Source organism: Microbulbifer epialgicus, assembly GCF_041447265.1.
Lineage (GTDB): Bacteria > Pseudomonadota > Gammaproteobacteria > Pseudomonadales > Cellvibrionaceae > Microbulbifer > Microbulbifer epialgicus.
Map to the genome: position 1 here is coordinate 50673 of NZ_JBGMEK010000021.1, position 22395 is coordinate 73067.

Genomic DNA, 22395 nt, shown 5'->3' on the forward strand with positions numbered 1-22395 from the left:
AAGGATGCGCCACCGTTGGCCATAGTAGGCGAGACCCGTGAAATACTGGCGAAGTTACGCGAATTTGCCCCAGTATTTCTTTACCAGCTTAATTATCATCCCGCTGTTGGGCCTGAATCGCCGTGAGGGCAATGGTGTAGACAATGTCATCCACCAGAGCTCCTCGGGATAAATCATTCACTGGCTTGCGCAGCCCCTGTAGCATAGGGCCAATACTCACCAAATCAGCACTGCGTTGTACCGCTTTATAAGTAGTGTTGCCGGTATTCAAATCGGGAAAAATAAAAACAGTCGCACGCCCAGCCACCGGGCTATGTGGCGCCTTCTGCGCAGCCACATTTTCTGTAACTGCCGCATCGTATTGGAGGGGCCCATCAATAATCAATTTGGGTCTCTTTTGCTTGGCAATTTTGGTGGCTTCGCGCACCTTTTCCACATCGGAGCCGCTGCCTGATGTGCCGGTAGAATAGCTGATCATGGCAACGCGAGGCTCGATACCAAATGCGGTTGCGGAATCTGCGGACTGTATGGCGATTGCGGCCAGTTGTTGCGCATTGGGGTCAGGATTGATGGCGCAATCACCGTAGACTAATACTTGTTCTGGCAGTAGCATAAAAAAAATAGAGGACACCAGCTTCTCCCCCGGTGCTGCCTTGATCAGTTGCAGGGCGGGGCGGATGGTGTTTGCCGTGGTGTGAATCGCTCCAGATACCAGCCCGTCCACTTCACCCAGCGCCAGCATCATAGTGCCCAGCACTACATTGTCATGGAGCTGTTCCATTGCCACCACTTCAGTCAGCCCCTTGCCCCTGCGCAATGCAACCATGGGCTCAACATAGTTGTCCAGCACATCTTTCGGGTTAATGATCTGCAACTTGTCAGAGAGTTTTAATCCCTGTTGTTCGGCTACCCTTGCAATGTTTTTGCTGTCGCCCAGCAGGATGGGCTGAGCAATGCCGCGGTCGGCACAGATCAGGGCTGCTTTGATCGTGCGAGGTTCTTCCCCTTCTGGTAGGACGATACGCTTCAAGTCACGGCGGGCCAGTTCCGTTAAATGATAGCGAAAAGCTGGGGGTGATAGTCTTCGGGGGCGGGTGGAAATCCGGCTCAGGGACTCCACCCAGTTATCGTCCATATGGCTGGCAAAGAAGTCCTGCACCCGGTTTACCCGTTCGCGGTCATCTGCTGGTGTACGCAGGTTAAAAGTTTGCAAGTCTACTACGGTGCGCCAAGTATTCGCGCTGACTAATAATACCGGTAAGCCAGTCTCCATAGCGGGAGTGCAGAGTTTGTGTACCTCACGCTCCAAACGATAACCGCCGGTTAACAGCAGGCAGCCAATTTTTACCCCGTTCATTGCTGCCAGGCAGGCTCCAGCGACTACATCGGGCCTGTCGGCGGAAGTTACCAACATAGCGCCGGGTTTAAAACGCCTAAGCATATTTGCAAGGGAGCGCGAACAGAAAGTGACATTGCGCAGCCGCCGGGTATCCAGTTCGCCCCGGTTGATAATCTGTGCATCAAAATGTCGGGCGAGATCCATTGCGCGGGGGGCTAAAAGGTCTTTATTCCAGGGAACACACCCGACGATCCGCAGCGGAATCTGGCGGTAAAGGGAATCACGGGTAACTGCAGCATTGATTTCCTGGTGTATCTCCCGTCGTGCGTGGACGCTGGCGAAGTGAGCGCCGGGGGTATCCGAGAGTTGTGAGGGGGCGCCCAGTTTATTGATAATACAACCCACCACCCGGTTGGATACGTCACCACCAAAAGTGCGTACCGCGAATTGCAATCGCTCTTTCAACTGTTTGATATTGCCCGTCTGTGGGCAGGCTACCAGTATCACTTCCGCATCCAGGGTCTTGGCAATCTGAAAGTTGAGCTGGTTGGCGAATTGGCTGTCACTACTGGGCAAGATACCCTCAACCACTATTATCTCGGCGTGTTGGCTACTACTTCGGCAGCGGGCCAAAATATCTTCGAGCAGTTCCGACATTCGCCCTGTAGACATCATGGACTCAGCGTGCTGAGCATTAAAAGAACTCGGGATATCTAAGCTGGAAGTTTGCCGCAGTATTTCCGTGGTGCGTTCTATTGTCCCGTCTGGTGGTGTTGGTTCAGATACCGGTTTGAAAAACTGCACCTCAACTCGGTTGCGTTCCAGGGCGCGGATCAGACCCAGGCTGACTGAGGTGATGCCCACACCCGCGCCAAGGGGTACCAGCATCAGGATACGGGTATTTTGAGACATGTTCAGCGGGCTCCCGATGCCAACTGTGCAGCATCCCTCGCTATCACCCAGTCCTCCCTGGTAGGGATCACTAATATCTCTGGTGTGCTGGCTTTGGAAATGCGTCCTTCGATACCAAAGCGGGTGGATTCATTTTGCTCCTGGCTCAGTTGATAGCCGAGGGCACTGAGCCAGTTAGTGGTTTTCTGGCGAACCCAGGTGGAGTTCTCCCCGATACCGCCGGTGAATACCAGAGCGTTTACCCTGTGTAAGGGTATCGTGTAGGCGGCGATATATTTTGCCAGCCTGTAACTGAATACCTCCAGAGCCAGGCGGGCTCCACTGTGGCCGTTTTCCATGGCCTCTTCTAATTCTCGACAATCGTTGCTCAGTTCTGATAGACCGAGCAGACCGCTTTCCCGGTTTAACAGTTGCTCTAACTTAGTGAAGGAGTAGTCCAAGGCTTCACCCAGGTGCAGTAGCAGGCCGGGGTCCAGGTCACCGCAGCGGCTGCCCATGACCAAGCCTTCCAATGGGGTCAGGCCCATACTGGTGTCTACACTGTGCCCGCCCTTGATTGCAGCAATGGAGGCGCCGTTTCCCAAGTGTGCGGATATGACATTGATTTCAGAGGAGGGCTTTCCCAGCAGCTCTGCACTGCGTTCGGCAATATAGCGATGACTACTGCCGTGCATACCGTAACGACGGATATGATGCTCCCGGTACAGCTTGTAGGGGAGGGCGTAGAGATAGGCGTAATCTGGCATATCCTGATGGAAAGCGGTGTCGAATACGGCTACCTGTGGCAACTGTGGGAAGGCCAGTAGAGCGGCCTGTATACCCTGCAGGGCGGCGGGATTGTGCAACGGTGCCAGCTCACAGCAGGATCGGATCGCAGTCAAAACTTGCTGGTCTATCAAAACTGAGTTGGCAAAGTGTTCGCCTCCATGAACCACCCGGTGGCCAATGGCCAGTAACTGGGTTTTCAAGGTGGACCAGGGACCATCCATCCGTTCAACTAATCCTTCAATTACACTCCGGAAGTCATCGTTGGGGGACAGTTGAAGGAGATTATTTTCACCACGGTATCGCCACTTGAGTGTGGCCACGGAACTTTCCAGAGCATCAGCCTGGCCGCTCAAGTGCTCCTCCCCATTGGTGGGGTCCAGCGCAGCAAACTTCAATGAGGAGCTGCCGCAGTTGAGTATGAGTACCAAGCCTGGATCGGGCATATGGGCAAATCATGGAGGGTGTAAAGTAAGGTTAGTCGAGGTGGCGCAAAATTCTCCAAAAAGGCTGGTAATGGCGAAGAGCGAATAAGGGCCAAGATGGCAGCGCAAATTCAAAGTGCAGCGATTGAATCAGAATTTGCCCCTACTGTTCTTCTTCGGCAGAGCCCCCAAAGAAGGCATTAACAAACCCAAGTGAAGTCAGTGGCCTCGGAGTTGTGGCCGTCTAATATACAAAAGAAAAAGGCGGCTTGCGCCGCCCTCTATGCATCGAAAAGGTATAAAGCCTGTTTAGCCGAACTGGTTCATAGTGTTGTCTTTACCAGCTGCTTTCAGGGCAGCTTCGCCAGCGAAGTATTCTTTGTGGTCGTCGCCAATGTCAGAGCCAGCCATATTCTGGTGCTTAACGCAGGCGATACCCTGGCGGATTTCCTTACGCTGTACACCTTTCACGTAGCCCAGCATACCTTGCTCACCGAAGTACTCTTTGGCCAGGTTATCGGTAGACAGGGCCGCAGTGTGGTAAGTCGGCAGGGTGATTAGGTGGTGGAAGATACCTGCTTCGCGAGCCGCGTCGGCCTGGAAGGTGCGGATCTTCTCGTCAGCCGCTGCAGAAAGTTCAGAGTTATCGTACTCGGCGCTCATCAGGTTGGCGCGTTCGTAAGCGGATACGTCTTTGCCTTCTTCACTCCAGGCATCAAATACCTGCTGGCGGAAGTTCAGGGTCCAGTTAAAGGACGGGCTGTTGTTGTAAACCAGTTTCGCATTGGGAACCACTTTACGGATCTCGTCCATCATGCCGCCAATCTGACCAATATGGGGCTTCTCGGTTTCAATCCAGATCAGGTCAGCACCGTTTTGTAGGGAGGTGATGCTGTCCAGGATGCAGCGGGCTTCGCCAGTACCTTTGCGGAACTGGAACAGATTGGAAGCCAGGCGCTTGGGACGCAGGAGCTTGCCTTCGCGGTTGATTACAACGTCACCGTTAGCCAGCTGGGCAGCGTCGATTTCTTCGCAATCCAGGAAGGCGTTGTACTGGTCACCCAGGTCACCCGGTTCCTTGGTTACCGCGATTTGCTTGGTCAGGCCGGCACCCAGTGAGTCGGTACGGGCAACAATAACGCCGTTATCTACGCCTAGCTCCAGGAATGCGTAGCGAACTGCGCGGATCTTGGCCAGGAAGTCTTCGTGGGGAACAGTCACTTTTCCATCCTGGTGTCCACACTGCTTCTCGTCGGAAACCTGGTTCTCGATCTGGATACAGCAAGCACCCGCTTCGATCATTTGTTTGGCCATCAGGTAAGTGGCTTCAGCGTTACCGAAACCGGCATCAATGTCGGCGATGATCGGTACAATATGAGTTTTATGATTGTCGATCTTGTTCTGAACAGCTTTCTCAGTAGCCTTGTCACCGGCTTCGCGGGCAGCGTCCAGCTCGCGGAACAGGTCGTTCAGTTCGCGGGCGTCAGCTTGGCGCAAGAAGGTATACAGCTCGTTGATCAGGTGCGCAACAGAGGTTTTCTCGTGCATGGACTGGTCGGGCAGGGGGCCGAACTCACTGCGCAGGGCAGCAACCATCCAGCCGGACAGGTACAGATAGCGGCGGTCGGTGTTTCCTTCGAAGTGCTTCTTGATGGAAATCATCTTCTGCTGGCCGATAAAACCGTGCCAGCAGCCCAGGGACTGGGTGTACTTGGAAGAGTCCCTGTCGTAGTTCTCCATGTCAGCGCGCATGATATTGGCAGTGTATTTGGCAATATCCAGGCCGTTCTTGAACTTGTTCTGGGCGCGCATACGGGCAACAGATTCAGGGTTGATAGCATCCCAAGTGCCGCTCTTGCTGTCACGGAGCTTAGCTACCGCGTCGATGTCTTGAGTGTAAGTGGACATGACAGTGTTTCCTTAAAACGGTGACTGCGATTAGGTGTTGAGTATCTTAGGAGGAGTGGCATAATTTGCCTAATTTATTGATTTTATTTTCACTATCGATCTGGCAAATAATGTATGCAACTGGAAAGAGCTGACCTGAACCTACTGGTATATCTGGATGTCCTTCTTCGTGAACGCAACGTCACCCGCGCTGCTAATTATCTCGGGCTGTCCCAGCCCGCCATGAGCAATGGCCTCAAGCGACTACGCGAGCTATTTGATGACCCACTTCTGGTGCGGACCCGCGAGGGTATGATGCCCACTGAGCGGGCGCTGGAATTACAGCCGATGGTGCGAGAAGCCCTCTCCAGTATCGACCGGGTAATCCAGCCAAACCGGGATTTTGACCCAGCTAACACCCGCCGCACATTCCGTATCATGGCCAGTGATTATGCTGAGTCCACCCTGATACCGCCCCTGCTCAAGCAGCTTCGCAACGACGCCCCTGGCATTAGCCTGGATATCATGACGCCGAGTGATGTGAGCTTTGTGGATGTGGAGCAGGGCAAAGTGGATATGGTGATTAACCGCTTTGATAGCATGCCCCAGAGTTTTCATCAGGCTACTGTATGGCGCGATAGCTTTTCCTGCGTGATGCGTGCGGATAACCCGATCCTTGAGGACTACAATCTGCAAAGTTATTTAAAGGCCCAGCATATCTGGGTGAGCAAAACCGGTATGGGGGTGGGGGTGGGGGTCAACCCCGAAGATGTACAGAGGCTCGGCTGGGTTGACGAAGCCATTGGTAAGCTGGGAGAGAAGCGCGATATCTCTGTATTCACCCGTCACTATCAAGTGGCCACGTTGTTAGCAGAACAGAGTGACCTAATTGTGACGGTGCCTACACGCCTGGCACAGCTGGCTAGCGATAATCCGCGGGTGGTACGCAGGGACCCGCCATTGGATATCCCCCCGTTGGAACTCAAAATGGCATGGAGCCCGTTGCTGCAGCAGAGTGCACCACACCGCTGGTTGCGGCGCCTGATATTGGATATTGGCAGGGCGCTGTAGGTGACCGGCCAGGTTTGGAATCATACGCGTTGGTAGTGAACGGCCAGTTCTACCGAAAGTGTTTCACGTGGTGACTGAGCTCATAAAAATTTAGTTTATGAATAGTGGAAATTGCACCTATAAATTAGCGGTATGTCGAAATGGCTGTTTAGAATGCCGTAATTCCAACAATCAGTGAGAGGCCCAGGGTATGACGGAACGAGTCCAAATCGGTGATCTGCAAATAGCACCAGAGCTTTACAATCTGGTTTGCGAGGAAGTGATTCCAGGAACGGGGGTCAGCGCCGATGAGTTCTGGGCTGGGCTTGACGCTATTGTCCGTGACCTCGCGCCGGCTAATCGGGCCCTGCTGGAAAAGCGCGATGAGTTACAGGAAACCCTGGATCGTTGGTACACAGATAACCCCGAGGTTTTTCGTGACCTTGAAGGCTACCGGGAATACTTACGCGAGATCGGCTATTTGGTTGAAGAGCCTGCAGACTTTAATGTTTCCACAGAGAATGTGGACGAGGAAATCGCTACGCTGGCTGGTCCGCAGCTGGTAGTCCCGGTAATGAACGCCCGCTACGCACTCAATGCCGCCAATGCCCGCTGGGGTAGCCTTTATGATGCCCTTTACGGCACCGATGTAATCAGCGAAGAGGGCGGTGCGGAAAAGGGCACTGAATACAATCCCGTGCGTGGTGCCAAGGTAATTGAATACGCGCGCAACTTTCTCGACCAGTCGGCTCCGCTTACCTGCGGTAGCCATAAAGATGCTGTGCAGTACCGTGTAAACGGTTCTTTGCTGGAAGTAGTGTTGGCCAACGGTGACATTGCGACGGTTAAAGACGGCAAACAGTTTGTTGGTTACCGCGGCGATAGTGAAGAACCCAGCTGTATTTTACTCAAGCAGCATGGATTGCACTTTGAGATCCAGGTTGATCGGGAAAGTCCTGTTGGCAAAACGGATGATGCTGGTATCAAGGATGTGCTGGTGGAATCCGCACTGACAACCATCATGGACTGTGAAGACTCAGTAGCTGCAGTGGATGCTGAAGATAAGGTGGTGGTTTATCGTAACTGGCTCGGCCTGATGCGGGGCGATCTCAAGGTAACCATCAATAAAGGTGGCAAAACTTTCGAGCGCGCCCTGGATGTGGATCGTGAATACACTACACCGAACGGTAACCAGCTAACTCTGCCAGGCCGCAGTCTGATGTTTGTGCGTAATGTGGGCCACTTGATGACCAATGATGCCATCTTATTTGGCGATGGCCAGGAAATTCCAGAGGGTATTCTGGATGGCATGATCACCAGCCTGATCGGGCTACACGATTTGCGTGGCGATAACGAAACCAAGAACTCTCGCACCGGCAGTATTTACATTGTCAAGCCTAAGATGCACGGTCCAGAAGAGGTCGCTTTTGCTAATACCCTGTTTAACCGCATTGAAGACGTTCTCGGTCTGCCTCGCTATACCGTCAAAATGGGCATTATGGATGAGGAGCGCCGCACTACGGTAAACCTGAAAGCCTGTATCGCAGAAGCCAAGGAGCGTGTTGTTTTCATTAACACGGGCTTCCTGGACCGGACTGGTGACGAAATCCACACCTCTATGATGGCCGGCCCTATGATTCGAAAGGGCGATATGAAGCAGTCCACTTGGATTAATGCCTACGAAGAATGGAATGTGGATGTCGGCCTTAATAGTGGCCTCAAAGGGAAAGCGCAAATTGGTAAAGGCATGTGGCCGATTCCGGATCAGATGTTGGCCATGATGCATGCCAAATTAGCGCACCCAATGGCCGGCGCTAATACAGCCTGGGTACCCTCCCCAACTGCAGCAACCCTACATGCGTTGCACTATCACAAAGTGGATGTAGCCCGCCGCCAGGAAGAAATTCAGCACCGCCATCACGCCAAACTGGAAGATATTCTCACCGTGCCTGTGGCAAAAGAGCCAAACTGGAGTGCAAAGGATATCCAATTGGAATTGGATAACAACGCCCAGGGCATTCTAGGTTACGTAGTGCGTTGGGTAGAGCAGGGTGTGGGCTGTTCCAAGGTGCCGGACATCAATGATGTAGGCCTAATGGAAGACCGCGCAACTTTGCGTATTTCCTCCCAACATATCGCCAATTGGCTCAAGCACAGTATTGTCAGCGAGAAGCAAGTGCGCGAAACCCTGGAGCGTATGGCGGCAGTTGTGGATCGCCAGAATGCTGGTGATTCCAACTACAACAATATGGCCCCAGATTTCGATAAAAGCGTTGCCTTTCAGGCGGCTTGCGAGCTCATTTTCGAGGGCTGTGCACAGCCAAATGGTTACACTGAGCCTGTTCTGCATCGTCGTAGACGACAGTTTAAGGCTCTAAATGCCTGAAGTTTTTGCTAAACGGCCCCGTAAGGGGTCTTTATGTTGCTCTAAGTATTCTAGAGTCAAATCTAATGCACAAACTTTAAGGGACTAAAAGGGGAGGCAAGCTCCTTCCTCCCCAGGGAGAGTGACAATAAATATCTACCCGATAAGGGAAGCAGTGGTAACTGACGTAAGAACGTATATCGCTTATTCTGAGAATCTAGCAATTAGCCTATCGTGAGCCCGTTACTAAATTGTTAAATAAATAAGTATATTTTATTGATATATATAGCTCTTGGCGATCACTGTTAATTGGTGTAAAGCCGTCGGCTTTAATACTATTTACTTAGCGGTATCAATTTTAAAAAATTGATATCTATCAAATTTAGCGCGGAGCTCAAGGTGTCAAGCACTCGCTAATGAAATATTTTCAGCTGCCAAACACTGAACAAAAGCTTAGGGAGCGACTTGTAGAAGGTAACGGCTAGGATGATGCGGTCTTCAATATTGAGTTCAAACAATTTTCTTTATAGTATTGCTTGGCTCCTGTTGTTAAAGGGTGCCCCTAAAAATTTCGCTTTCCTCAATTATATTACCCTAAAGCCCCCCTCGTAATATTGGCTGGAAGGACGCTCAAGCGATAATTTGTAGAGAAGCCTTTAAGGAAGTTTTCGGAGTTCTTAGTGTTTCGTATTTTCTGCCTTGTAGTTAGGCGTTTGATTGAACATGGAGGATATTTTGATGTTTCCTGGATTGATAAGGTGTTTAAGGTTTGTATTTTTAATTAATATTTTTTCTGCATCTGTTTTTTTTAATGTAACAATTGCGGAGTCGATTATTGACCCACCAAAGAATCCATTTCTGGCTGATTCGCCCTGGCCCATGAGTCATAGAAATCCCTACAACCAAGGGTCCTCTTATTTGAAGGGTATAGAGTTAGATGATATTTCAGGCCTTCAAACGGAGCTTTCTGAAACAATACCTGTCCCAATTATTCTTGCTTACTCACCAGTCTATAAAGTAACTGGTAAGAGAGTGGTTTGGGGGAGCACACTTGGATCTGTTTTTAAAATGGATATGAGTGGAAATCAGATAAATAAGATTGATACAAAATTAAAAGGTGAAATGACAGGAGGACTTTCTGGAGCTTATGTCCTTGTGGATGAGGATTATAAATTTTATGTGCCGGATGGCTCTAGTTTGCTGGTTTATGGGGATGCAATCAAGGGAGACCCAGGATCAGAAATAAATTTATATAAAAAGTTTGATATTCCTGAGGAGCTTTTGTCTGCCGAGAGTGAAGTTATTGTTGGGATGAATATGACTTATGATGGTTATATTTGTCTCGCAACCTCCAAGGGGTTGGTATTGGTAATCAATAGAGATCTAGATAAATTCTATCATACAAGGATTGATGAAGATGAAGAGATATCAAACTCAATCTCCATAGATGAAGAGGGAGGTATCTATGTGGTTTCCAGCAAAAAGATGTATCGATTTCAGTGGACTGGAAATAGGATAAGCGCCGACAAAAGAAAAGGGGCCTGGAAGACAGCTTATGAAGCCGGACAAGAGACTCCTTGGCCGGGCCGACTGGGAATTGGCTCTGGTTCCACACCCACGTTAATGAATGCGGGTGATGATAAACTGGTCGTGTTTACTGATGGTCAGGAACTTATGAACCTAGTGGTGATGTGGCGTGACCAGATACCAATGGGTTGGAAACCGATTTCTGAAGGTAAAGATAGAAGAATTGCAGCGGAAATTCCTATTACTTTTGGTAATCCCAATGCGACGAGGAGTATATCTGAGCAATCGGTCTTGGTTCGAGGTGATCGTGCATTTGTTGTTAATAATGACTATGGTTGGGATTTTTCCCGATTTCCGGACGTTCCTGAAAGACTTACGGTACTGTTTTCTAATTTCCCGGATAATGCCCCCTATGGTATTGAGCAGTTTCATTGGAATTCTTACAGTCGTACTTTGAGCAGTCTTTGGGCGAATAAAGAAATAAGCTGCCCAAATGGCGTACCGACTATGAGCGAATCCTCTAATTTAGTTTACTGTTGGGGGCAGCGACAGGGAATGTGGACACTGGAGGCTGTGAATTGGGATACAGGTGAAAGTGTATTTCATATTCCACTAGGATATCGAGAGAAGTATAATAGCGTTTATTCGGCGGCTCAAATTGGTGGCAGTGGCGAAATAGTATCGGGCACTTTTGGTGGTGTAGTTCGTCTGCAACCCTCTAAGTAATAAAGCGTTAATCAGCTCTACATTTCCTGGTAAGGCAATGTAGAGCTGATTTTATCTCGTAAATGCAATTTATGTAAGCAAGGCTAACCTTAATATCACGCTCTCATAAGAGAAGCTTTGCTTTTCTTTCAAGTCTCCATTTGAATAATAAGTATGCGTATATTTTTCACTGCAGACCTCCTTAATACAGCATAGTAGTTTTATTATGCTAGCGAAAAAGGAAAGGGCACTAGGTAACTCATGAAAACTTATTTCCTTTATTGTGTGAAGGCGCTTTATCCTCTCTCCCGCTAAAATATATCTCAGCACCTAGAATACTTACTTTTAAAGTGAGTAAACCTCAGGATTTAGAGAAAGTTATATCATTTGACAGATAATTAAACGGTTAATTTAAATCAGGGCTCTTTGTATACTAAAAAGGGGGAAGGAAAGAATACACTGCGCTCGAGACCGTATGAGGCATGGATGCCGATTACGAGCTTACCGGGATGTATTCACAGCGCGTCTCGAGTGCAGTGTATTCTTTTCTTCTGACCCAGTAGTAACTCTGATTTGCTTACCTCCCTGTATGCCATACTCCCTTTTGGCTATCCATCATGATTTTATGACATATATGTCTTAATGCGCCAAAGAATAAATAGGCGTTGCTAAGGTATCGCAAAAATAGTTGGAGAGGGCTTTGTTTTTATCTCGTAATGCTAAAGAGTCGATCAAACTTGCGTCGGCTTTGGTAATTGTTTATGCCATTGCGATGGGGCTTAATTGGGAAAAGCCCTTTTGGGGTGGGTTTGCTGTTATTGTGTGCAGTCAAGCAAATCTCGGCCAATCTTTAAATCGCGCCATTCTGTGGATTCTGGGGACCATCTTTGCGTTATTGGGTGGGTGGTTAATTGTCGCACTATTCCCTCAGGATCGCTGGCTGTTTATGATCGCGCTCTCTTTATGGGTCGCCAGCTGTATATATTTTTTACAAGGGTCGAGATACCAGTACTTTTGGGTAACTTGTGGCTATGTAATATTATTGTTGTGGGATGCGACTGGTGGTGATTTCTCTATTTCATATGAAGAGGGTATTTTGCGTGTCCAGGAATCCTCATTAGGGATTATCGTTTACGTCCTAATTTCTGTTCTGATATGGCCAAATTGCAGTCGTGAAGAGTTATATGAGGCTTCGGTTGAACTTCTAGAAAGCCATCGCCTTTTTGCAATTAGCTGTTTTAGTCGACTTCTCAACCAGGAGAAAGTGGAAATTCGTCCAGAAAATCGTGTTGAGCTATTGAAAGCAGATGCGCGCCTACAGATTGCGATAGATGACGCCAGTTCTGATAGTTATGAAATTTGGGAGTGTCGTAAACAATGGGGTTATTTTGGGGTTTGCGCATCGGCAATGACACAGTCACTACTCAAGCTGGAGGAAAGTCTAGGCCTTTCAAGTGAACTAGGTGTGCCTAATTACTTTATTGGCATGAAAGAATATGTAAAGGATATGGAACACCGTTTTACGCAGATAAAACTCACAATATCTGAGGGAAAGTTAGCCGATAACGTGAAAGAAAGGAGTGTTCATGGAGATCTTGAGAAAATAAAAGAGTTGTCAACTTTTGAGACAGCAGCTTTATCTGTTACAAAGCGATCATTAAATGATCTTGAAGTTGATTCTCGGGCTTTAATACATTCTGTAAATGATATTAAAAATCTGGGATATTCTTATGTAAAGTATTTAGGTGAGCAGGGGGCATACTGGTTTAGTCTAATTATGCCGGACCCAGACAGGCTTGCCAATGTTGTTCGTGTGCTAGTTGGTATATGGATCGCATACTTGGCATATCTATTTGTTCCTGATATGCTCGGCGGTTTGCTAGTTGTGCTTCTGATTACAGTTATAGCAATTATAACTACCCTTAGTTCACAAGTTAGATTGTTTGAAACTTGTTTTTTCGTCATTCTTGTATGCTTAATGTCTGCGCCGTTATATTTCTTTGTTATGCCAAAGTTATATGGTTTCTACTCGTTGGGGCTTATGATATTTATTTGGACTTTTATTCTTTGTTATTTTTCCACTAAAGCCTTTGGTGCGCAGTCGATGACAAGAGTGTTGGTGCTAATATTTCCGCAAATTATTTTCAATTTTAGTAACTATCAAGTTTATAATTTTGGTGTATATACAAATTATTTTTTTATGTTTGCGATCATTTTTTGCATATTGGCCATTTCAAGGAATATACCTTTTTCTTCACATCCAGAGAAGAACTTCAAAAAAAATGTAGACAGGTTCCTTAATAGTTCTGCTTGCTTGGTGGTCGAGGGCGATATTCCTGTCGCTAAAAGACGGCCTATCTACCATCAACTATATGTTTTGTATCATTTAAATATCATAATGGTGTCGCATAAGAACATCCTTTATTGGAAAGAAGGTATTAGTGAAAGTCGCATTAGAGGAATGTCCAAAGAGCAAATGGATAGGATTGTTGACCTGTTAATGTTAATTGCCAATCAGATCAAGATTTTATATGGGATCGATAGAGCAGAGTTAAATTTTGTGGCTCCTAAAAAAATTATTCGTGAGGCCTTTATCTGGCGGTGCCTTGCTAGAAAGATATTTTTTTATCTTTCAGGAAAAAAGAAAAAAATAGATATTAACTCTTTGATGGTGGGTTATAAAAGAATTTTTGATAGAGCAGATATTGATGTTAGTGAGTTGATGGAGTTAAGGGAGAGTAGTGCGGAATCCAGGGAGGGGGTGTCCAATTTTTTATACTTTTTAGGTGTTGCACATTGTATCAATAACTATTTGGCTGAATTCTTTCATTTGTCAGAATCTGTAGACTGGAAATATTTTTGTGAAGAGAGGTTCCTATGAGCTGGATAGGGTGTTGAATGGAAAAAGTACCGCATGATATTTCGTTTGGTGGATTCTACTTTTCACCAGTTCTGGTGTCAGGGCTGCTGGGTGTGACTGCGGCACTTCTTACAGCTAGGCTCTTGGATCGTTATCGTTTATCCAGATATTTTGCAAATCCCCCAGTGGTTATTATCTCGTTAAGCATAATTTACTCAGTTTTTATCGGGGCAGTATTTGTGGGGATATAAGAGTGAAGAAGTTCAGTAAATATGTCCTTACTGGAAGTATGGTACTTGTTGCCATGTTATTACTGGTTTTCCAGTTTTGGAAGTATTTCAACAACCCTTGGACCAGGGATGGTACAGTTCAGGCAGATATAATACAAGTTACTCCCAGGGTGTCCGGTCAAGTTGTTGAGCTACCCATCAGAGATAACCAGTTTATCAATGCGGGGGAGCTTCTGTTTCAGATTGACCCAAGGATTTATGAAGCGGCCTTGGCAGAGGCCAAGGCTCAATACGAGGAGGCCATTGATACTTATAATGCTCAGAGAGAGAACATTCTTGCCTATAAGGCAAGAATAAGGGAGTCCAAAGCTGCCATAGTCCAGGCGCAGAGCAGTATAAATGCATTAGATGCGAAAATAGCAAAAGCCAGAGCGGAGTATGAGCGTCAAAGAGAGTTGCTCCCACAGAGAGCGACTTCTTTGAGATCTCTTCAAGCTGCCCAGGCTGAGTATGAGTCATCTCTGGAGTATCGTGCCGGCGCGGAGGCAAGGCTCGCAGAGTCCGTGGCTGTCTTGGAGCAGTCGCAAGCAGAGTTGGCACAAGTTCGGGCACAGCTTGGGGCGCTAGGTGCGGACAACCCAGGCGTACGTGCCGCCCTTGCTATGGTACGTCAAGCCGAGCTCAACCTTGAATATACAACTGTCACCGCACCGGTTTCCGGTTATGTTACAAATCTTGACTTTCGCTTTGGTGATCAGGCAGTTACCAATCAGCCTGCGTTATCAATCGTAGATGTCAGTACTTATAGGGTGGAAGGTTACTTTCGAGAAACATTTATTCGTCGAATAGCACCGGGGGATAAAGCAATAGTGACATTGATGGCCTATCCAGGCCGGCCCCTGAAAGGCTATGTGGAGAGTATCGGCTGGGGCATCGCACAAGAGGATGGAAGCGCTGGTAATGACCTGCTGCCAAGGATAGATCCGACTTTTGAGTGGATTCGTCTTGCACAGCGGATACCTGTGAGGGTTCACTTGACAGAAACCCCTGAATCGGTGGATCTCCGAGTCGGCTTTACCAGTACAGTGCTTATAATGAGCGGCACTGCGGACGCCGGGCAAGATGAAACGTCGCAGAATCCATAGCTTCAAAGCGTTTAGGTCACTCTGCCTGCCAGTTGCTGCGGGAGCGCTGTCTGTAATTATTGGCAATGGCTGTATGTTGGGCCCTAACTACCTGCCGCCCCCGGTAACCATCGAAGATTCCTGGATTTATGATCAAAATAAACACTTAAACAGCCTTGAGGTAGTTAACCCATTTTGGTGGCAAGTGGCCTTCTCAGATCCGATTCTCGATGATCTAGTAGACATGGCAATAAGTAATAATTTGGAATTGAGATCTGCTGCTCTAAGAGCTCTTCAGGCTCAACAGCTTCTTGCAATCGCAATCGGAAATCAGTACCCCCAGCTACAGCAAATAGAGGGATTAGTAGATCGCTCAAAATACGTGCGATCAGGAGTGCCCGGTAATTACCAGACTGAATACTATTTCAATTTCAATTTAACTTGGGAAATGGATATGTGGGGGCAGTTAAGGCGCTTAGTGAACTCTGCCGTAGCAGACTTTGAAGCGAGTATGGCTGAATATGACGGTTTTCTTATTTCGATTATCGCACAAGTGGCACAGACATATATTAATATCCGGACGTTCAAGCGCCGTATCGATGTTGCCAGGGATAATATTCATATACAAAGAGAAGGGCTGCGAATCGCTGAAGCAAAATTTCGTGCTGGCGAAGTCAGCGCGCTAGATGTTGAGCAGGCCCAAACCTTACTTAGTAATACCGAGGCCGCCATTCCGGGACTAGAAATTTTCCTTCAACAGCTTAAAAATACCTTGGCGATACTGCTTGGGATGCCGCCTCAAGGCCTCAATGACATACTTTCAGCCCCTTCAACTGTACCACATGTTCCTGCCACCACTGCCATTGGCATGCCTCAAGATCTTCTGAGGCAACGCCCAGATATTCGTCAGGCAGAGCGCTTGCTTGCCGCACAAGGAGAGCTCATTGGTGTTGCGAGAGCCGAGCTCTATCCAAATTTTTCTATTGGCGGATTAATCGGGGCAATTGATATTAGGGGAGGGGAACTTAAAGGCAGTAGTGACGCCTGGGATATTTTTGTCGAGTTTGATTGGAATATATTCAACTACGGACGGCTACGTAGTAATATACGCTTACAGGACGCCACCTTTCAGCAACTTGTATCTGATTATCAACAAGTTGTCTTACAAGCACAAGTAGATGTTGAAAATGCGATCGTTGCCTATCTTAAATCACAAGAGCAGCAGGTATTATATGCGACCGCGGCCCAGGCATCGAGGGAGTCCGTTAACCTCTCAATGACCCAGTATACAGATGGCCAAATTGAATTTGACACAGTCATTACCACCATGGTATCCAATCTTCAACAACAGGATATATTGGTGCTTGCGCAGGGCGCGGTGGCAACAAATTTAGTGTTGGTTTATTTGTCCTTGGGAGGAGGTTGGGAGGTACAGGAGGGTATATCTCCAATTGATTTACTTCCCGAGGAGGTTAAAGAAGAAATGCGCCTGCGAAGCCACTATTGGGATCGTATATTGGATTAGTATGTAACTTGCTTTTTTATTTCTAGTTGTCGGCTATATCTCTGAATTCCAATATAAATTTGTAAAAACATTTTATGCAATGGCGGGTTACGTTTATTGCTAGCTCTATTTTTTCTGTTATCTTAATTTGGCTAGCTATCTAGCCATTGCCGAAAATTAGGACTTCTTGTCTTGCTAGTAATTAATGGCTCATCCAGCCCTGAAAGATATATTGCTAGAGTGTCCTTACCATAATTCTCAAAACGCTGAACATATTGAATGTTGATTATAGCACTGCGATTAATTCTAAAAAAGTCCTGGGGGTTCAGTTGGGATTCAAGGTCGGTTACTGACTGTTGGACTAAAGAATGATTTAACCCATTTTTGTCTTGGGCAATAATGATGCCTCCTTCTGCACGTAAGCAGATGATATCTTCTACTTGTATAACCTTCATTCCCTGTCTTTTCCTTAATAGAAATCTACGTCTGAAACCGATTTGATCGGTAGATTCTCCTTGTTTAGTATTATTTTTTGAAAAGTTTTCCTTTAGCTGCTCGAAAGCTATCATGGCGTTAGTAAAACGTTTGTAAGAAAATGGTTTTAGTAAATACTCGATCCCCATATTTTGGAAAGCTTGCATCCAGTAGTAATCATAAGTCATGGTATATATAATCGGGCACGGTAAGTCGATTTCACTCAGTGTATGAAAAACAGATCCATCAAGTAATTCTATATCAGAAAAAATAAGATCTAGAGAATTTTCTTTTAAAAGAAATTTTTTAACTTTCGTAACTTTATCCAGGGGTCCAAAAATTTTTGCTTGGGGGTTGTACTTCGATATATGGTTTGCCAGTTTTTCGGCTGCCAAGGGCTCATCTTCTATTAATAGTATATTCATCGCATGTTATGTTAATCGCCAATAAGAGGAAGGCGTAATGTGAATTGATCATTTTCCTGTATTGTCTCTATTGATTTGCCCAGAATTGCCTCTGCTCTAAGTCTCATGTTGTTTAACCCTAATTTATTTGAAGGAAGGGTATTAGTCTTAGATCTGATTTCATTGTTAATTTCAAGCCAATGGTCGGTAATATTGACACGGATCAGCAATGGATTATCCTTATCTCCTTGATTATGCTTAATTACGTTCTCTAACGCTAGTTGAAGAGAGCAAGGTAAAGTTATATGCTTTAAGCTTGTTTCTTTTTTGTGCAGAATTTCTAGTTTGTAGGCATTAGAAAAGCGTTTATCTAATAGCGACATGTAATCGGTCGCAAAGGCAATTTCATTTTCAAGGCTTGTTGTTTTAAGGTTGTGGCTATCCAAGATATAGCGATAGATATTAGTAAATGTATCGAGGTAGTCTTCAGCAACCTCTGGTTTGGAGATAATCAGTGCAGATAAAATATTGAGGTTATTGAATAAGAAATGTGGATCTAATTGTTGTTGTAAAATCTTCAGTTGGTTTTCCAGTAATAAATGAGAAACAAACTGTCAAGACGAGAATAGCTGCCTGGCTGACACAGAGTTTTGAACACCCTCACGCTTCTTTCCATCCGCATCATTAAGTTGAAGCTTTGAGTCTCCATTTAGAGTACCGTAAAAGGCTCTAGTACCGCCGAGTTTCTCCTCCTTTCGCTGTATCGATTTCGATGGAATGGAATAATCAGGGTCGTTCGGGGTTCTAGAGTCTCAACAAAAACGAGACGCTGCCAATGGGCTCGTCCACGGAGAATAATAAAGATGAACAGAGCAAAATTAGCCAGTGATAGACTACATTGTCCCACCAAACGGCACCGAAGGGGCTCGAATCAGAGGGCAGTGACGATTTTCGTCGCCTCAATCTTCGGGTGTTTCTTCCTCGCCTCACACAACGGGGTCAAGGCCGACGCCAAGGCCGGACAAGAATTGGATCTGATCGTCGCTAACAACAAAGAGGGACCCTATGTCTACAAGTTTGTCGTCAGGGGTGCCAATGGGGGGAGTCGAGCCTGGTTCCAAGGCTTCCAGGGCAGCGTGGGCAATTGTCATACCAACACAAGTTGGAACAACGGCGTGAACATCGGTGCCGCCGCAAGCGGTGGTGGTGGCGCCACGATTACCGCTTACTACCACCTAGGTAGCTCGGAAAATGATTGGCCAGAGAAAATGCCCGTGAACGCCGGCCTCAGGCTTATCGCCGGGAAGGTTGGGAAAACGTTCGATTGGGAGGATTTTTTCGTGACTTACAATCCCTCACCAGAAGGGGCCGGTGGGGGCGGCGCGTCCGCGCTCCTCATTCGGTTGCCCAATAAAGGAGAGTACTATCCGCTCGTCGTTGCTGCAGGCGGCGGCGGGGCCTGGGGTAATGGTATGTATGATGATGGCGCGGGCGGCGACAACCGCCCCGGCGGAAACGGGTCTGCGAAGGACTGCGCCCACGCCAATGGCGGAGTGGGGACCGGTAACCCAGAAGTAAAAGGGAAAGTCGGAGGCGGTGGAGGCCACGAAAGCGGCGGATACTGTGGCGCCGCAGAGTACGGGGTCATCGGAGTACAATGCGGCGGTCGGCAGGCGCAACCTACGAACAACGAATCGACAGTCCACAATGGATTTGAAGGACAGTCTGGAGGCTCCGGATACGGTGGTGGTGGTTCTGGCGTGGCCAACGTCGGGTCCAACGGTGGAAGCGGCGGTGGCGGTGGCTATTGCGGTGGCGATGGCGGCAAACCGGGCAATGGAGGCGGCAGCTACCTCTCCGACCTCATTAAGCCGTTTCATGTGATCCGCAAAAACGGGACGAATCCGACTTGTAGTGGTTGGTCTGATTGGAGTTCCCGGGAGGACGGATGGCAAGGAAAAGTGACATACACCACGATGAGCCTCGATCTCGCCCTCCACGAGATCAACGTTCCGCTCGAAGAGACTGAGTGTAAGGGCAGCGCTGTCGCCTATCCGAACGCTTTGCCGGTACCGGGGAAGCCTGGTGAGACCCAGCAGAAGCTCGTCGCTAGCAATCCGGACCACACCGGAATTCTGCTTGAGAACGGCTCGGCGCACCTGAAATGGCAAGGCGACGGCAACTTAGTCTTGCGCGAGAACGGTACGAATAAGGTCCTGTGGGCTTCTAAAACGGGGGACTTTCAAGGTGAGGCCTTGAAATTCCAAGGCGATGGAAATTTTCTGATAAAGGACAGTGTTGGCAATACCCTGTGGAGTGCGAAGACGCATCAGAACGGCGGCGCCGTTAGCCTTTGCCTCCACAACAGCGTGACGGGTACCGGCCAGGCCGACCTCCTCAAGATGCGAAATGGAGACGGCATGCTCTTGTGGTCTTCGGAGGAGTAGGGGCGTCCGAGCCGATGGTACTGCAGGGGAAGCCCTGTGGGAGAGTAGGACGCTGCCGGAGTTAGCGAGGCCCCGTCTCGACAGAGACGGGGCTTTCTTCTTTGGTCACTGGCGATTCCCCCAATCGGCGCTAACTTCCGCGCGCTATGGAACCCCAGCTGATTCAGGACGTGCACGTCGGTGTCCACGACGTCTGCACGTAAGGTATTGGGTTCGTTGCGCTTTTGAGTTTCGCGTCCGAGTTTGTCCGTGGACTCCGTTGCGACGAAGAGCAACTGCAACAAATTGTCCCTCGGCCACTGCACCTTGCGTGGCCTTGCACACCAGGCGGGGTCACGGTGCCCACGATCTACACGAAATTCGGACTTCCGACTGGGCCCGGTGGGCAAGAGGCCCTCTTGCCTCGTGGCCGCACTGACTGGCGGCTCCGCGTCCGAAGAGGATGCGGGTCGGAAAGCTCCACATGACCAGCTCTGAAGGCTCCACGTCTACTCCATCCCCACCGGCCGGTTCATCAGCGCGTCGAGCGCATCCTCGGCTGTCATCTCGCCGTCTAGCACCGATACGAAGATCGACGTGGCGACACCGAGCGCCTGGGCGTGAGCGATCAGGTTGCGTGCGACTTGGATACCTTCGACGTTGGCCCCGACCTCTGCGGTGGCTCGCGTGAGATCGGCGCCGCGTGCGATCGCTTGGCCGAGTCGATATTCGGGGCGTTGGTCTCCAGCGACCGCCGCGATCAGGTCTCCGAGGCCAGCGAGCCCGAGAAAGGTTTCGCGCTTCGCACCGAAAGTTTCGCCGATCCGAGATACCTCGACCATGCCGCGGATGGCGAGCATCGCAATCGTCCCTGGGTCGGTGCCCTGCTCGGTCACGAAACCGAGCAAAATGGTGAACAGGCCGACCGTCGCGCTGGCGAGCTGTACCCCCGCGACGTCGCGGGTTTCGTAGATGCGCAGCGCATCTCCGCCGATCGCTTCGCGGACCGCCGCTGACACCTCGGGAAACGCCGTGCCGATGATCGCGCCTTCGGCCAGGGCGTCGGCCACCAACGGGCCGGCCAGGGCGCCCAGCCGTCGTGCGGCCGTTCGCTCCGGTAGGATCGTGGTGATCAGCTTCAGCTCTTCGCCGACGAGGCCGCGACTCACGTGAACGATGAGGTGGCGCCCGTCGACGTGGTCACCCAGTGCGGTCGCGATGTCCTCTGCGTACTGTGACGGCGTGGCGATGAACACCAACTCCCGGTCACGAAGGTCCGCGAGGTCGGTCGTGGCGACGATCGGTTCCGGAAGGGAATGTGGATTCCGACTGTAAAGCACGACGTCGTGCTGATTGCGGGCCGAGGCAGCCGCAATCGCGCGGCCGAACCCACCTGAGCCAATCACTCCGATTCGGAGCGTCATGCCAGCAACCCCAGGTGTGCGATCTCGCGAGCGGCAGGCATCTGATCGGGATCTGCGATCGCTTCGGCGAAGTCCACCAGACGGTTCTGGTAGTAGAGAATCAGCGATGGGTCGGTGATCGTGATTTCGTCCCCGTCGGCCTTTGCAGCGGTCGAGTTGTGGTAGCCGTTCCAGAACGCGAGCGCCCGGTCGAGCAAGTCGGCGGGGGAGTCCTCGCGAACGACGCCTCGTTCTTGGAGGGCGACGAGCCGGTCGTGCGCCTCACTGAGTTCGGCCGTCACGGTGTTTCGGTCGATCGAAATCTCGCCCCGGAGCCGCAACCGCGAGAACAAATCGAGGCCTGGGGTCGCTTGAACGAGGTGGCGGAACAGAATGTGGGCGACATATTGTTTTGCGATCTGCGCTATTCTCTCCTTATCATCGCGCTTTTTCGCTTCAGTGAATTCTTTAGCCAGTTCAAAGTCCATATCTTGAGCAGGGCGATCCATGATCGTGAGCCCGGTGATCGTGTAATCAGGCTGTTCAATATGTTGTACCATCAAAGTTTGATCCTGGTTGTACCTATCAAAAGATAAGTGCAAACCGTGGTTAGTTATACCATCCTCTTGTTCTCCCCGGAATATAAAGCCCCCCGTTTTCAGTCCCTTCGTCGTTATAAAAAATCATTCCTGGCCTGGGTGATGATGGTCGGAAGACTTCCTCTCCTAACTTTTCTGCTCCCGGAGCTCTATCAGAGTTTGCAAGTACCATACGTTTTAAGCCGTTCTTCTCAATAATATTGATACGCTCTACAGATATTTCCTCAAATTCGGTCGTTGATTTACTCAGTCCTACATAAAATCCCATGCTAATTAAGCCTAGTGGTCCATGCGGAAAGTAATGTAACTAATGGAGAATTGTCCGTATAATGTATCTTCTATGCGTACACCTAAACCTTTTCAAGTTTCTGATAATGAAGCGTCCATTCTGAACGA

16 protein-coding genes are annotated in these 22395 nt (G+C 48.9%); 8 read left to right on the top strand and 8 right to left on the bottom strand.

What is annotated here, in order from left to right; genetic code table 11:
* Window positions 1-88: 88 nt before the first annotated feature.
* From pta to ACCI49_RS11285, 3 genes are all read right to left on the bottom strand, one after another.
* Window positions 89-2251: a phosphate acetyltransferase gene (gene pta, locus ACCI49_RS11275; protein WP_371839058.1), complete on the bottom strand. Its 2163-nt coding sequence runs from the start codon at window positions 2249-2251 to the stop codon at window positions 89-91.
* 2 nt (window positions 2252-2253) lie between these two features.
* Window positions 2254-3462 carry an acetate kinase gene (locus tag ACCI49_RS11280; protein ID WP_371839059.1) on the bottom strand — a complete coding sequence of 403 codons (1209 nt, stop codon included), beginning with the start codon at window positions 3460-3462 and terminating at the stop codon, window positions 2254-2256.
* 288 nt (window positions 3463-3750) lie between these two features.
* A complete protein-coding gene (locus ACCI49_RS11285) occupies window positions 3751-5349 on the bottom strand; it encodes an isocitrate lyase (protein ID WP_371839060.1) in 1599 nt (532 codons plus the stop codon).
* Window positions 5350-5463: 114 nt separating this feature from the next.
* Here ACCI49_RS11285 and ACCI49_RS11290 point away from each other — a divergent pair, with 114 nt between their 5' ends.
* From ACCI49_RS11290 to ACCI49_RS11320, 7 genes are all read left to right on the top strand, one after another.
* Window positions 5464-6399: a LysR family transcriptional regulator gene (locus ACCI49_RS11290; RefSeq protein ID WP_371839062.1), complete on the top strand. Its 936-nt coding sequence runs from the start codon at window positions 5464-5466 to the stop codon at window positions 6397-6399.
* 190 nt (window positions 6400-6589) lie between these two features.
* On the top strand, window positions 6590-8764 hold the full coding sequence (locus ACCI49_RS11295) for a malate synthase G (protein ID WP_371839064.1): 2175 nt from the start codon (window positions 6590-6592) through the stop codon (window positions 8762-8764).
* A 702-nt stretch (window positions 8765-9466) separates the two neighbouring features.
* The gene (locus ACCI49_RS11300) at window positions 9467-10996 is read left to right on the top strand and encodes a hypothetical protein (RefSeq protein WP_371839065.1); all 1530 of its coding nucleotides are present in this window, start codon (window positions 9467-9469) and stop codon (window positions 10994-10996) included.
* 679 nt (window positions 10997-11675) lie between these two features.
* On the top strand, window positions 11676-13856 hold the full coding sequence (locus tag ACCI49_RS11305; RefSeq protein WP_371839066.1) for an FUSC family protein: 2181 nt from the start codon (window positions 11676-11678) through the stop codon (window positions 13854-13856).
* Between the two features lie 17 nt (window positions 13857-13873).
* Window positions 13874-14086 (top strand): DUF1656 domain-containing protein, encoded by a 213-nt coding sequence (locus ACCI49_RS11310; RefSeq protein WP_371839067.1) that lies wholly within the window; start codon window positions 13874-13876, stop codon window positions 14084-14086.
* Window positions 14087-14088: 2 nt separating this feature from the next.
* Entirely contained in the window at window positions 14089-15210 is a 1122-nt protein-coding gene (locus ACCI49_RS11315) for an HlyD family secretion protein (protein WP_371839068.1), read from the top strand.
* Window positions 15188-16714, top strand: a complete 1527-nt coding sequence (locus ACCI49_RS11320; RefSeq protein WP_371839069.1) for an efflux transporter outer membrane subunit — start codon at window positions 15188-15190, stop codon at window positions 16712-16714. The genes ACCI49_RS11315 and ACCI49_RS11320 overlap by 23 nt, the downstream gene beginning before the upstream one ends.
* 131 nt (window positions 16715-16845) lie before the next feature.
* Here the strand turns inward: ACCI49_RS11320 and ACCI49_RS11325 are convergent, their stop codons facing one another.
* Window positions 16846-17562, bottom strand: a complete 717-nt coding sequence (locus ACCI49_RS11325; protein ID WP_371839070.1) for a LytR/AlgR family response regulator transcription factor — start codon at window positions 17560-17562, stop codon at window positions 16846-16848.
* Window positions 17563-17603: 41 nt separating this feature from the next.
* Window positions 17604-18164, bottom strand: coding sequence for a sensor histidine kinase (locus ACCI49_RS11330; RefSeq protein WP_371839077.1), 561 nt, complete (start codon window positions 18162-18164; stop codon window positions 17604-17606).
* Window positions 18165-18512: 348 nt separating this feature from the next.
* Here ACCI49_RS11330 and ACCI49_RS11335 point away from each other — a divergent pair, with 348 nt between their 5' ends.
* A complete protein-coding gene (locus tag ACCI49_RS11335; protein WP_371839071.1) occupies window positions 18513-20018 on the top strand; it encodes a hypothetical protein in 1506 nt (501 codons plus the stop codon).
* Between the two features lie 488 nt (window positions 20019-20506).
* On the opposite strand, the gene ACCI49_RS11340 is transcribed toward ACCI49_RS11335, so the two are convergent.
* The 3 genes from ACCI49_RS11340 to ACCI49_RS11350 are packed head-to-tail and all read right to left on the bottom strand — an operon-like array spanning window position 20507 to window position 22267.
* A complete protein-coding gene (locus ACCI49_RS11340) occupies window positions 20507-21421 on the bottom strand; it encodes an NAD(P)-binding domain-containing protein (protein WP_371839072.1) in 915 nt (304 codons plus the stop codon).
* Window positions 21418-21960 (bottom strand): hypothetical protein, encoded by a 543-nt coding sequence (locus ACCI49_RS11345; RefSeq protein WP_371839073.1) that lies wholly within the window; start codon window positions 21958-21960, stop codon window positions 21418-21420. The genes ACCI49_RS11340 and ACCI49_RS11345 overlap by 4 nt, the downstream gene beginning before the upstream one ends.
* Before the next feature lie 49 nt (window positions 21961-22009).
* The gene (locus ACCI49_RS11350) at window positions 22010-22267 is read right to left on the bottom strand and encodes a hypothetical protein (RefSeq protein ID WP_371839074.1); all 258 of its coding nucleotides are present in this window, start codon (window positions 22265-22267) and stop codon (window positions 22010-22012) included.
* Between the last annotated feature and the right edge of the window lie 128 nt (window positions 22268-22395).